This window comes from Shewanella sp. 125m-7, assembly GCF_052977045.1.
This window is the reverse complement of sequence record NZ_JBRILQ010000016.1, coordinates 48,748-62,532: the sequence shown is the minus strand read 5'-3', so window position 1 is coordinate 62,532 and position 13,785 is coordinate 48,748. Positions and strand designations below refer to the sequence as shown.

Sequence of the window (13,785 nt, the reverse complement as noted above, 5' to 3'; positions counted from 1 at the left end):
ACCGACTTGCTAATTCTTCGCCTATTCAGCTCTTTAGTTAAGATGTTAGAATCCTCGGACTATAATGATAGCGAGCAGCCAAACAAATTCTTTAACCCACTACAGATGGAACCCGACTAGTGCAACAAGCAGTGCAGACAACTTGGCGACGAAAAGCCGCGCGCTATACATTACTCTCGCTATTAAGCCTAGTTACGCTTGTGGCCATCGCTGCTATGGTCGCTCTTTGGCAATACCAGCGGCTTACTATCTATTTCGCCAATCAGTTTCTAGCCCCATACAACACGCAAATCCATCAGCTTAATTATAAACTCTCCAGCTTAACGCAATGGCATGTTTCAAACGCTAAATTGACCGTTGATGACAGTGATATTGAGATCACAGGTATTGACCTGCAGTTCGATAAAAACACTAAACCATGGGCATTTAAGGTCAGCGATTTACAGGCTTTATCTGTCGACAAGGTAGAGGTACAACTTGCGCCAAGCGCGTTAACCATATCAAGCCAGAACAACAATGAAGCAGGACCGACGATAGGCCTCACCTTTGATGGTTTCCCCAATATTGACCTTAAGCAGATACATATCATCCTTAAAGGCGCAGATGCAAGCGCGCCAAGCTTTGAATTGAACAACCTGAGCTTAAATAAGCTCGGAGAACTCAAGAGCCAAATAAAGATAGATAATAATCAGTTACTAAGCCTTACTGCCAAACTAACCCCTAAACAATGGGATGCGAAAACCAATATTGATTTAACACTGCTGCAATCTTTTAGTCGACGTCTGGCCGCAACGGAACAAACACTTGCAGCAAACCAAGCTAAATCTAAGGCTCACGCTCAGTCTCACGGCCACAATGTCAGCCTCTTAGCACCACTTTACCGGCTCACTCAAGCGTTAGAAGCCAAAAACATTAGCTTTGATGCCACGCTAGACTCAACACTCAAACTGGATTTAAAAACCGCTATGTTAACGTCGGAGCACAGCTTACATGGCACTAAGTTAGTCTTAAACAACTTTGCAAACTTTACCCTACAGCCTATAAGCCTTGGGCAGAATATCGTTACCAAGCAAGAGGCGCAAAAGCAATTAGGCACCCTTAACTTTGATATTAATGGCCATATTGCCACGCCAACCTTGGTAGTTAAGCCCTTTGAACTGCCGCTCAACTTGGCTGAAAATGATAGCCAGTTTGAACGCTTACTGCATCAGCTCAACGACAAGCCTTTCGAGAATGCATTAAGAGAATTATATCAAGAGTTAAGCCTTAATACACAGAACAAGCATAAACGCCCAAGTCTGTTACTCAAGCTAGAAAACGGTTTGCGCTACCATATAGGCCAACAAGTGCAAGCTTCGCCGCAGATACTCGTACCTAAACTGTCACTGACGCTGAAAAACAGTAAACTCGATGCAAGCATTTTGGTTTCATCGCTGAGTTACCAAACACCTGTAACCCCATCACCGGCGACGACTAATAACTATCAGATCAATGCCGACTGGCAACTTGAAGCCCAACATACTCAAACTGTGACACTCAATAAACTGTGGCCAACGCTAAGCACTCTCCCCTACCTTATTGAAATTGACAAGGCTGCATTAAATTTGCAGGGTGAATTAGCAATAAAAGAATTTGAGCAACAGACTCGCTATAACATCAAAGTCGCCAGTAATGGCACTCAGATGACTAATGGTCTACGGATCCGCAGCCATGAGCTAAAAACAGCGGTTCTAAGCATGACTGACGCACACACACTTGCACTAAACACACTTGCACTAAATACAGTATCAGGTGAGCCTGCGGCTCCTCAGCTGAATGCCCTTATTGCACAAACGAAGCTCTCTACCCACTCTGCTATCGAGTACCATTATCATTCTGGAGCAACCGAGCTTACACTTCCTAGGTTTAGCTATCAGGTAACGGGTATTGAAGGAGATTTACAGCTTAATAATGCGCTAGACGATCGCTATCTGCTCCAGCTTAATAACGTTAACTTGGTGCTTGAGCAGCCTATGCTAGTCAACTTAAGCTCAAATAACTTAAGCTCAGATAACTTAAGCTCAAATAACTTAAGCTCAAATAACTTAAGCTCAAATAACTTTGGCTCAGATAACGCCAGTGTAAGCAACAGTAGTGGTGATGGTGATAACAACCGCGCTCAAAACCAATCGTTTTTTGCTGAACTCCTAACCCAGCAACTAAGTAATAAAATAAGCTTAAGCCTTGCCAAGCTGAGCCTCGATAAATCAAGCTACAGCCCAGCCGAGCACACAAAAAGCAGGCAGCATAACAAGCGCCTCAATAAGCAAAAGCTTGCTCTACTCGACAGCGTTGAGTTAACCCAAAAGTTAAGCCTCAAACGCCAGCAGATTAACAGCGATGAAAGCTGGCAGGTAAACGATCTTACTCTAACGAGTCAGCACCAATTCACGCCAAATTTACACGATTTAAGCCGTTTCAACTTAACTGGAAACTGGCAATTTAGCAGTAAGTTTGCCCCTATTATTGCTTTTCTCAGCCAAACTGACAGCTTGCCTAAATCGCTCGATATACAAGGCAATACTGAACTGGCAATGCACTATAAACTAAGCCGAGAGCAACAAGTTGCCTTTGATTTATCACTCGTTCCCCGCGTATCAAATATCCAAGGAACACTATATGACTTACCTTTTGAAGGCGGTAATATCGATACGCTGTGTCAGTTTAGTTGGCAACAAGACAGTGCAAAAATGCGCGCGAGTGCTTTTAACTGTGACAATATAAAACTTTCACTACAGGCCTTCAATCCCGGCATACTCATCACCGATATCAACGCTGAAGCGGCAGTGTCATTCAGTACAGAGTCCACACTAGAGTCATTAACCCCAGCTCAAGACAGCAAACAGAACTTAGCGTTAGCGCAGCAGCTATTTGGGATCAAACAAGCGTCTGTTGGGCTAACGGCCAAGGGCGATCTCTTAGGTGGTCAACTGCTGATCCCGCAATTTCAATTAAATCTTAAAAAACCATCATCGGCCTACTTTGTACTGCAGCATATTGATTTAAAAAAGGTATTAGCTATTCATCCTATGGTGGGGATATCTGCTGATGGTATTTTCGATGGCGTACTACCTGTCAGTATCGAAAAAGGCAAAGCCAGTGTCAGTGGCGGAAGGCTTGCCGCAAGAGCACCTGGAGGAGTAATCGCCATCGGCGATAACCCCGCCGTTGATAAGATGCGACAACGCGAACCCTACTTAGAATTTGCATTTTCAGCACTTGAACATTTAAATTATTCGGAGCTATCAAGCACCTTCGATATGAACGCCTTAGGGGATGCCATACTAAAAGTGCATGTAAAAGGACATAGTCGAGGAGTTGAGCGGCCTATTCACTTCAACTACTCTCAAGAGGAGAACATGTTACAGTTACTCAGAAGTTTACAGATAGGCGATAATTTACAGAATCAAATTGAGCGTGCTATAAAATAGCCCAAAAGGTGTCACAAGATCATCGACGACTCTTTTGCTGGCACCACTGAAAGCCGATTAGAACCTCAAGATAAGCTAACTTGTTAAGTAAAGGATAAGCCAATGAAAATATTGCATAATCCAAAAGTATTTTTAAGCGTGATGCTCGCGCTCTATGCTTTAGTTGGTTGTACCCCAACGGTTAAGATTGAACCACCAGATAAACCGATTGTGATTAATCTAAATGTGAAGATTGAGCACGAAATTAAAATCAAAGTCGATAAACAGTTAGATCAGCTTCTTACCAATGACGAACTGTTTTAAGCAAAGCAATAAAGGGGAACATGATGAAGTCAAAATTACTTGTACTTTTTACAAGCCTATTACTGAGCTTTAATGCCTTTGCTATTTCACTGCAAGATGCCAAAGTCCAAGGTCTCGTTGGTGAACAGCTTAATGGCTACTTGGGTGTCGTGAAAAGCTCTTCTGCGGCAAATGCTGTCGCAAGCGAAGTCAATGCAAAGCGAAAATCATACTATGAGAAAATAGCGAAGCAGAACAATATCTCAGTTAGTGATGTGGCTAAACTTGCCGCAGAGAAAGCCATTGAAGCCACAAAAACCGGTCATTATATTCAAAACAGCTCAGGAAAATGGGTTAAAAAGTAATTTTTATCGCGAGTTGGCCGCAGTTATTTTGCGGCCATTAGGTAAAATAGCTTCAGCAGTGCATTAATGATAATGATAATGGAAAAGAAAGCGATGCTCCGTAGTTTGATCAATAAATTTGGCTCTACTTTGTATGTCCAGATATGGGAAAACCGTATTCGGGTTATCGATATCGAAACCAATAATGTCTTTGATGAAAAGCCTCTATTACAAGTTGAAACGGGTATAAATGGCATCAAAGCCATAACCGCTTTTGGCAACAAGGCGTATATTAATCCGTTAAACCCATTTTCCCACCCCAGAGCACTACTGAGTGATTTTTTTGTTGCTGAGCGTTTGCTTAAAGAAATAATGAAACAAATGGTTGGCAAGAAATTCATTCCCCCCGCGCCTACCATCATTATCCATCCAATGGAAAAAACGGAGGGTGGGTTAACCATGATAGAAATTAGGGCATTTCGAGAGATGGCTTTAGGCGCTGGAGCCCGAGATGTTGCAGTTCACCAAGGTAAAGTTCCATTAGAAGCTGCGACAATTAATTTCAACGATATTAGTAAACAAGAACAAAGTTTAGCTTTGGCAGCCTTATCAACCAACTAAAGTGTCTCGGTAATCCATCTTCCTTCAACTAACGACTCGAATAATAAAGTTAACAGCCAACTTGTATTGGCTCTTCAACAATAAAAATGAGATTTTTATGAAAAAGTACGGCCTTTTAGCTTTAGCTTTATTTTCTAACGCATCACTGGCAAAGGAGCTTGATTGCCAGAACGCTTATTCGACTATAGCGCTAAACCAGTGTGCAGCGCAGACCTTAGATGCAGCTAACATTGAGTTGCAAACCTATCTTGCCAAAATATACCAGCACAAGAGCTACGATCCTGAACTGGTCAGCGCGATTAAACTCGCTCAAGTCGATTGGCAACAATATTTACAGTCACATTGCGATTCGATATATACCCAGTGGCGTGACGGTACCATTCGAGGCGTAATGACGATTTCATGTAAAACTAAACTGACTAGACAGCGTACACATGAGGTCTGGGGCAACTTTCTCACTTATGTGGATAGCACGCCGGCGGTACTGCCCGAACCCAAAATGTAATCACCAAATATTGTGTCGTTCGGGGTCAATATGTCTAAAATTTTTAGCCTGAGTTTAATCGTAGATAGGGTCTTAACATATGAGTAGTCCACTGGGCGGTTTTTATATCAGTTCGATTAATCGTGACAAACAAAAAAAATTCGATTTATCGAGTCGTGTACGAGTCTTACTTGATATCACTTTAGAGGGTGATGGACAGGTGCTCATCGCCCAAAACCGTTGCTTCTACGTCGAGGAAACGCAAACGCTGATTACCGACAATGCCTCTATTACGGTTGACAGCGCTTTTCTAGACTCAGATAGATTAAGCTCTAGCTCCAAAAGCTCTAGCTCCAGAAATTCAGCGCCTACCACTTCCAGCCTGCTTAATCTTAAATGTCAGATTAAGTGCCGCCTCAATGGGGAGGCTTTTAACGGGCAACAAGAGGTTAACTTATCTCCATGCGAGCCGCTATCATGCTTGGTAAATGCAAATGAGCGGCTTAAAATCACGCTATTAGTTAAGCCTATATAACAGCAAAACGGCAGACTAAAGCGGTTTGAAGTCTTTATCCAGCATGGACTCTAGCAGTAGCGCGCCGTTTTCATTCACCCTAAACTGCCCATATTTAGCCGCTTCAAACCTGCTCGCTTTGCCCTCTTCGAAAAAGTAAGCATTACTCGCAAACTTAATGTGATGGTTGCGTACGCGATATTGAATATCGATGAGTTGGCTATTCTCTGTCGATGATTTGCCTTCCTTATCGACTGACACTAATTGTGCCACTTGATTTTTATCGAGTTTTACTTGTAACAGACCACTACTCGACTCCCTATCAGTAAGCACGTTAAGCTTGGCGGCAATAGCATAGTTCAGCGCCATATAGTCGCCCTGTATGAGTGAGCGAGGATCAACGGGCGCAAGCTGCAAACGCACTACCTCCCCCAGCTCTAAATGCAGCTCTTTTTGGTAGATATCCCAATTAATAAGGCCAATAAACGCTAAAACTGTCACTATAACCACATAAACGCTTAAGGGTCGCTTGCTGCTTTTTTGAGTATTAGGTTGATTGCTTTGTTGATTATTTTTTATTGTGTTGTTTGTCACCGCGCCCTCTCATGTCATCGACTATTTCACTGCAGTCTGTATCGCATGTTGCATTAGCCTTGGTTATCGCCTGCTACATTGCCCTAGTACTTAGCCCTAGTACTTAGCCCTAGTACTTAGCCCTAGTACTTAGCCCTAGTACTTAGCGATGAGTATCTTAGCCATGAGTAACTTAGCCAGTAGCAATACTAAGCCCAGTGCCAATAACCAAATAGATTTATCCAGCAACGTGGCTTGAAGGCTGTAATAGTACCAAGCAATAAAACTCAATATTCCAATTCCCCCTAAGGCAAAGAGTCGCCTTTCGCCAACATAGAAGCCGACAATCAAAATCAATACCGCGCTCAATAACCCTGTCATAGCAATGGCCGATATCGCAAGTACTACCATAGCTATAATCGCTATAACACCTTGTTTACTCGAGGGTGATACCGATAAAGAACGGCAAATATTGATAATCAATACAACCGCAAGAATAAGCGTAACCATCACTGCAAGAGGATTTGACCAACTGGCGATTAACCGAACGTCATCTTGCAACGCCAACGAGGTTTGACTAGCCAGTAATGGTAATTGGATCAACACTAACCAAAGCCCAAGCATATAACCAAGAGCGCTCATTCTGGCAAAATGCTGCGCCGTTTTAGCATGTGTGAGCCAAAGCGTCACAAACATAATGCTGATAATCACCGGCATCAATTCGAGCAGATGCAACTCATAGCCAAGCCCTATAAAACAAGCAAGCATGCCAAAACTCATAATATATTGGTGACTATAGTGCTCAACTAAAAACCAATTTAGCAGTAATACGGCCCCAAAACCTAAAAACCAACTCGCGCCAAAATCATCCACAAACCAGCCAGTCATTCCATATCCTAGAGACAGTAATCCACACAGACTCAAGGCAAGGGCCATCTGGTTTAAAAACAGTTGTTTGGGAGCAGCCCGATATATGTAAATAGCGACACCGCTATACAGCAACCCCACAAGGGTGGCGAATAACGTATCAAGATCATCAAAAAACAAACTGAAAAAGCTGATGGTAAATGCCAGAATAAATAACGACGCAACCCAGGCCGCAATCGACTGCATAAATTGAATATACCAAGGGGTTGATGTCGCAGACACAGGCAACGCTTTTTGAGCAACTAGATTTTTCTCAACTAATACAGACCAAAGCTCACTCTCTGTCACTCCATTTTTAGGCGAAAATCGTTCTGTAAACAAGAGATCTAACATGACGAGCGCCCCTCAAGGCTAAACGCTTTATGACGTTGCTTTAACCACAACGTCACGGCAGTTGTTGAACCAATAATACTCAGACCCAGCAGCAATAATAGGCCAATAGGCTCATTGCCCTCCAGCACGATACGGATAAGTAAACTATTAATGACAGCAACAAGACTAAAGCCGCCGACTGCTAAGACAAATATATCTTTAAGTAGCACGTTATAAATATAAAACCCCGCCACTATAAATAGGGCATAAACAAAGAGCCAAAATCCGCTATGCCAATCAAATAGGCTTTCTATGGCTAATACCGTAACCAGCGTTATGCTGATTAATATTGTTAGTTGCTGAAAAATGGGAGTTTGATATCGTCGACGTAGCTGCACAGCCCTTTGAGCTAATAGACCGAGCTGACCGCTTAGTAATAAGCTACAAACATGCAGCAGTAGATTTAACACCAGCAGAGCCTCTAGTGCTAAGTCATACAGGAATAAATGAGCAAACATGCCGGGAAAGGTTTGGTAGTAAAGAAGCAACGCTACATTAACCAAGAGGCCAAATAGCAGCCATAGCAACTCAGCACCAGCAACCCAAGCAAGAGGCAATGTAAACAGAGCCCAAAGCGCAAAAAGTTGCCAAGGATCAGCGCCTGTTTGGTAAGTTTGCCCAACCAGAGCTAGCAGGCTACCCATAATTATCGCCGCAACCAACAATATGGCGTTGGCAGTGGTATAACCAAAGCCATGTAAATCGCCACGTTTAATGGCTTGTAATCGTATGACAACATAAGAGAGCAAAGAGCCGATGAGAGCACTTTCGACCATGGCAAAGCGCGCCATTTTACTCATACTTTGCCAATTGGCTGCTACAAAAAAGATAACTCCAGCCCCTAAAAGCAGCATTGCAAGCCACGTGAGTAATACTTCACTCAACGTATACCACTGTGCTTTACTCGGATGATTACTTTTACCTTCACACGCTAACGATAAGGCTGCTCCAAGTTCATCTTTTGTTATTTCCTTTTGTTCAAACCAGCGCCATACCGCAGATTTAAGATTGTTCACGCATTGATTCCCTAATGGTTTGTTTCACGCTGTTACAGACTGACTTAATACTTGTCATATCGATTAATTTCAGCCAACAAGCCAATATTTAACAGACACTTACAGATAACACAAGTTAAGTCATGTCCCAAATAAAAAGGGGGCACTACGGCTAATGTTGGTAAGTTAAGCCCAAACCTGATTAATAAACAAAAAAATAAGAACCCAGCACAAACTGGGTTCTTTGCTTTAAAACTCTAAACCACGAAGCGCTCACTTCGTTTGCTACACAGAGGACACGAAGAAAAGAAAAAGCTAGGGGGAGCTTTTCTGCGTGCTCTTCGTGCTCTTCGTGTCCTCAGTGGTCCATTCTTATCTTTCTAAGTCATCAAATTTTCTCTGAGTAACGTCCTTAAGTGAACGGCATTAGTGCACTTAAGGCACCTTTTCTTAGCTAATTTAACGAGTGATAACTCTTAATAAATTATCCCGAAAGCAATTGGCATAAAATGGGGATTAATCATCCGCACCGTCATGAGTAGGCGGTGCCTCATTAGCGGCTTGTGACAGGGTCACCAGCTCCTCTTCCGTTTTCAACCACGTCATAAATAACTCATACCAAATAGCCAAAATAACCGCCCCTAAAAACAAACCGATTATGCCTGCGGCGATCATACCGCCAATAGCACCAATGAGAATAACGGGCATGGGTACATCGACTCCCCGCCCCATCAGCATTGGCTTTAAGAAACTATCAGAAATACCTGCGATTAATACCCACACAGTAAAGATGGTCGCAGGAGTTGTGTCATGCGTAGAAAACACATAAAAAATAAGCGGTAGCACAACCAAGAGTGGCGGAAGCTGGGCAATACCTAAAATAAACACAGCAAGGGTAAATATACCTGCTGCAGGGATACTAAAAGTAAACAACGCAGAACCAATCAAGATACTCTGAATAAAGGCCACACCAACCACACCGAGTAACACACTGCGAATAGTTGCCGCGATTAAAGTCGTCCACTCTTCGCCATACTTACCAACGACTTTTACAGCCACAGTACTCACCGCCTCAGCAGACTTTTCAGCATGAGCCATAAATCCACCGGCAATAGCCAGTGAAATAATAAACATAACTAAAGAACCTAGGCTGCTACCTAACATTCCCGCAGCGGCGCTAACGCCAGTTTTGATTTGCGGTAAAAAATGCAGCACCGCCTTTTCCAAGTTTGTCGCAAATAATGCCCAAATATCATAAAGCTTATCGCCGATAAGTGGGATATCTGCCACTTTCTGAGTCGGGCCAGGAATGTCTACCTCACCTGATTGCAACACTGTAATTAAGTGTGAAACACCTTCAAAAATAGAGCTTGAGACAATCCAAAATGGTGCGATAAGTAAGACAATGCCTGCTAGTGCCAATATGCTGGCAGCAAGTCCTCTGCGACCTTTTAACGCTCGCTCAAGTTTTTCTGTCATCGGCATTAATGCAACGGCGATAATCGCGCCCCAGAGCACTGGAATAACAAACGGCTTGATAATATCAAAGGTCCAAACAACTAAGATAAACAGCAAACCTATTCTAATGGCCGATTCCATCATATTATTGATGAATAATTTACTTTGACTATGTTGCATTGGGTTTTCCATATTAATCTTCCTGTGAGGTTTCCTTTTGAGCCAATCCTGCACTCACCAAACTAGCAACGACAATCGCCATATAAAACACACCGGCAATCGCCTCCAAATAGACCGCGACCTGAGCAAAAGGCGTATTGGGACTGATATCGCCATAGCCTAATGTCGTCAATGTTACAAAACTAAAGTAAGCCATCTGAGAGAAATTCTCTCCCCAGACACTGTACTCTATACCTGAAAATGCCTTAGGTGATAATGCTAAGATCAATAGATATACTAAGGCCCACATCAAACCTAACAACAAAAAAAGCGCGATAGAGCCAACGACCTTATTGCCATTAACTGACCCAGAAAAAAGGATTTGTTTTGCGATAGAGCTGAAGGTTCCCCAGAAAAAAGCGAACATCAGACCAAGCATAAACAAATCTATATGCGGAATTGCCGTAAAGCGTTTAACTATCGCAGAGATAAGCCAAACCACAATCAGCCCTTGCATAAAACGCTTCCAACTTTTATCAACTCCTAGACTCACCACACACACTAAAAATGTCACGGCGATAATCCCTTCTAATAAGGACTCCAACATGCCACCCGCCACAGATTTGACTAAAGAAGCACTTAGCAGCAAGACCACTAATGCCGCTGTCATATAGTAAAAGTTATTTAGTTTAGTTATTTTTTTTTGGATCAAACTGGCAAGTCCTTGGTAATTATCATTTATCGGCTGCGTAAAATGAATAAACTCGTTTCGCTAATGCTTCTAATACAATAGCTTAGTTTATCTTCCAATGCAGATTGTTTTTTACATCTTTGCAAAGATTTTGCCATCGCAACCTTTGTTTTTTAACAACCCGCTCTATCCAATGTCGCGAGGCAACAGTCGTAGTTAACAGTCGTAGTTAACCGTCGTAGTTAACAGTCTGTATCACTAAAGCAACACTGTCATTAAAGAGATAGTATGAAAAAATAATCCGCAATAAAAATCGCGGATTATGTTTAGACAAAAATATCGATAGAGATATTGAAAAGAGCAGGCTTAATCTCGTTGCAGCGCCACGATGGGGTCCAACTTAGCGGCCTTGTTGGCGGGGTATAAACCAAAGCCGACACCTATGGTCATACATACGCCAAGAGCTAACAATATGGCAAAGGGTGACCATGCAACCGGCCAGCCTGCCGCCGACGAAATAACCAAAGCCAGCAATAAACCGACACCGATGCCGATAATGCCGCCAGTCGCTGATATCGCGATACTTTCAATCAAAAACTGGCGAGCAATATCTTTACGTTTAGCCCCTAATGCGCGTAGCAGACCAATTTCACCGGTGCGCTCTAAGATAGTTGCTAGCATAATATTCATAATGCCAATGCCGCCCACCAGTAGGGAAATTCCCGCTACGCATGCCATGACAATATTAAAAATCTGCTGCGTTTTTTGATGTTGGGCAAGCAAATCTGCTGGCACCACCACATCAAAATCTTTCTCTCCGCCATGTCGCCTATTTAATAGATGCTGCAAACTTTTAGCGGCTAAAGACGGCTCGATTCCATCTGCCAACGCCAACTTAAAGGCATCGAGCTCATTCTCTAGACTCTTAAACTGCATTTTTTTAAGCGCGGTCGTTAAAGGGATAAACACCTGATTACGCTCACCGCCCAACTTAACACCTTGAATGCTCGACTTACTGCCCTCTTTTTCTGACAACACCCCTACAACAGTAAACCACTGGTGGTTTACTTTAACTAAGCTGTTAATCGCTTTGCCTTGGGGGAACAAGCTTCGCGCCGCTTCAGGCCCTAATACCGCGACTTGTTGATAGTAGGCTTCATCGTTTTCATTAAGCGTTCTGCCCTCTCCTAGCGGCAAAGAGCTCAAGTCAAAATAACTTGGTGTTACGCCCATAACTCGCGCATCACTGCGCCCTTTTAAACTGAAGAGGCTAAATACTTTAACGTTCTTTTCTGCGCTCCAGTTTTCAACAAACGGCAGCGTATCACGAGCACTTTCAATATCTCTAAGGCTGAGGCCAATGCTATGCTCTCGTACAGATTTAAGTGCTTCGCCTTCAGCATTACGCGCATTTACCACTAAGTTTTTAACGCCCATAGACTCAATCATTTTCAGCGCTTCTCGCTCGGCGCCTTCACCAACACTAAGCATGGCTATCACAGCACCGACACCAAAAATCATCCCGAGTAAGGTTAACGATGTCCGTAGTTTGTGATGCCGCATTTCATCAAAAGCTTGTTTCACTCCTTCCCAATAAACCGCGAGAGGAACGGATGATTTTTTCATGTTATTTTTTTTAAGCGGTTTAGTCAGGTCCACCGCGGCTCTATTAATCGTCATACTCGATTCCTTTTCGGCGGTGCCGTTAACGCTATCGTATCGCCCTGCTTTAAGCCTTCCGTGATAACGGTGCGATTTAGGCTACGATTCCCCAGTGTGACGTTTTGCTTAGTAAACCCTGCTGACGTTTTAAGGTAAACCCAATACTCACCAGATTTTTGAAATAGGGCTTGGTTTGGCACTGTTATCACATCTTTAAGATCTAACGCGTGCACCATAGCGTTAACTTGGCGCCCAGGCTGCATGATCTCGACTAAGGTTTTATCGAGAGTGACAGTAACTTGAAAGTAATTAACTGGGCTATCTTGCTCTTTGGCTTTTGCTAATGCGTCAAGTTGCGTCAAGCTACCGACTAATGCCAACTCGGGATAAGCATCCAAATAGAGTGTCACAGGTTTACCTATGGCCAATCCTAGCGCTTCAGATTCAAGAACATACAACTTCGCCTGCATCTTGGAGGTATCTGGCAACAATCCTATCGTCATTCCCGACCACATCATATCGCCAGCTACGGGTAATGCACCGTTCCATCCAGGCTGAGCAACAAACAAACCGTCATGAGGCGCAACTATCTCCATCTGCTTTAAGTTGTTGGAGTAACGATTCATTTTACTCTTATGACCTTTTTGCTTTAACTTGATTAGCTCTTGCTCAGCTTGGGCTTGAGACCCATGCTGACTTAGACCCCAATCGTAAAAATCCATTTTTGCTTCTAGATAATCTTGATTGCGCATCTGATCAATAATATCGATTTTGGTATAAACTCGCTCATCTTCACTATAGAAGCGATCGGCTAAATCCTGCTCTTGTGCCGTAAGCCTAGTGTCGGTCGTTAAGCTTTTATCGATAGTGTTATCTTTTTGGGTTTGGATCTGGCTATCAAACCCTAAGCGGTCATAATCTAACACTTCCATTTCTAGACGAAAACGCTCTCGAGTTCCATCCATTCTGGCAACCACTTCACCGGTTTTAACAAAACTAAAGTTATCGATTATCCAAGCAAGTGATTGTGGCCCACGTAGGCCTGTGGGTACATTAACGGTAGTCGAGTTACTGGCCTCTAATTCACCGATGGCAGGGATATCAACTTTAAATTCTGACCGTTTAACATCAACAGTAAGTACCCCATTGCTAGAGGCATCACTGCAACCCGTCATGACCAGCATAACCGTGGCTATGAGTGCACTCAATGCAGGAATGCCATGGCGCGATTGA

At 43.1% G+C, this 13,785-nt stretch carries 12 protein-coding genes; 5 read left to right on the top strand and 7 right to left on the bottom strand.

The features are described from left to right. Positions 1 to 119: 119 nt before the first annotated feature. The 5 genes from ACVBIL_RS09760 to ACVBIL_RS09740 all read left to right on the top strand — a co-directional run bounded on the left by ACVBIL_RS09760 (position 120) and on the right by ACVBIL_RS09740 (position 5,222). Complete coding sequence (locus ACVBIL_RS09760; RefSeq protein WP_447166785.1) at positions 120 to 3,470, top strand: YdbH domain-containing protein; 3,351 nt, start codon at positions 120 to 122, stop codon at positions 3,468 to 3,470. 102 nt (positions 3,471 to 3,572) lie between these two features. Further along, positions 3,573 to 3,773 (top strand): YnbE family lipoprotein, encoded by a 201-nt coding sequence (locus tag ACVBIL_RS09755; RefSeq protein WP_447166784.1) that lies wholly within the window; start codon positions 3,573 to 3,575, stop codon positions 3,771 to 3,773. Between the two features lie 23 nt (positions 3,774 to 3,796). Next, positions 3,797 to 4,117, top strand: a complete 321-nt coding sequence (locus ACVBIL_RS09750; protein WP_447166783.1) for a YdbL family protein — start codon at positions 3,797 to 3,799, stop codon at positions 4,115 to 4,117. A gap of 78 nt (positions 4,118 to 4,195) precedes the next feature. Continuing rightward, the gene (locus ACVBIL_RS09745; RefSeq protein ID WP_447166782.1) at positions 4,196 to 4,717 is read left to right on the top strand and encodes a rod shape-determining protein MreB; all 522 of its coding nucleotides are present in this window, start codon (positions 4,196 to 4,198) and stop codon (positions 4,715 to 4,717) included. Between the two features lie 97 nt (positions 4,718 to 4,814). Next, complete coding sequence (locus ACVBIL_RS09740; protein WP_447166781.1) at positions 4,815 to 5,222, top strand: lysozyme inhibitor LprI family protein; 408 nt, start codon at positions 4,815 to 4,817, stop codon at positions 5,220 to 5,222. Between the two features lie 529 nt (positions 5,223 to 5,751). On the opposite strand, the gene ACVBIL_RS09735 is transcribed toward ACVBIL_RS09740, so the two are convergent. The 7 genes from ACVBIL_RS09735 to ACVBIL_RS09705 form a co-directional block, all read right to left on the bottom strand. Further along, positions 5,752 to 6,216 carry a GDYXXLXY domain-containing protein gene (locus ACVBIL_RS09735; protein WP_447166780.1) on the bottom strand — a complete coding sequence of 155 codons (465 nt, stop codon included), beginning with the start codon at positions 6,214 to 6,216 and terminating at the stop codon, positions 5,752 to 5,754. Between the two features lie 228 nt (positions 6,217 to 6,444). Then, on the bottom strand, positions 6,445 to 7,548 hold the full coding sequence (locus ACVBIL_RS09730; protein WP_447166779.1) for a DUF4401 domain-containing protein: 1,104 nt from the start codon (positions 7,546 to 7,548) through the stop codon (positions 6,445 to 6,447). Further along, entirely contained in the window at positions 7,542 to 8,603 is a 1,062-nt protein-coding gene (locus ACVBIL_RS09725) for a DUF2157 domain-containing protein (RefSeq protein WP_447166778.1), read from the bottom strand. The genes ACVBIL_RS09730 and ACVBIL_RS09725 overlap by 7 nt, the downstream gene beginning before the upstream one ends. 495 nt (positions 8,604 to 9,098) lie before the next feature. Beyond that, positions 9,099 to 10,220 carry an AI-2E family transporter gene (locus ACVBIL_RS09720; protein ID WP_447166777.1) on the bottom strand — a complete coding sequence of 374 codons (1,122 nt, stop codon included), beginning with the start codon at positions 10,218 to 10,220 and terminating at the stop codon, positions 9,099 to 9,101. 13 nt (positions 10,221 to 10,233) lie between these two features. Then, positions 10,234 to 10,911, bottom strand: a complete 678-nt coding sequence (locus tag ACVBIL_RS09715) for a potassium channel family protein (protein WP_447166776.1) — start codon at positions 10,909 to 10,911, stop codon at positions 10,234 to 10,236. Positions 10,912 to 11,256: 345 nt separating this feature from the next. Continuing rightward, positions 11,257 to 12,516 carry an ABC transporter permease gene (locus tag ACVBIL_RS09710; RefSeq protein ID WP_447166804.1) on the bottom strand — a complete coding sequence of 420 codons (1,260 nt, stop codon included), beginning with the start codon at positions 12,514 to 12,516 and terminating at the stop codon, positions 11,257 to 11,259. Positions 12,517 to 12,566: 50 nt separating this feature from the next. Further along, positions 12,567 to 13,736 carry an efflux RND transporter periplasmic adaptor subunit gene (locus tag ACVBIL_RS09705; RefSeq protein ID WP_447166803.1) on the bottom strand — a complete coding sequence of 390 codons (1,170 nt, stop codon included), beginning with the start codon at positions 13,734 to 13,736 and terminating at the stop codon, positions 12,567 to 12,569. Positions 13,737 to 13,785: the final 49 nt, after the last annotated feature.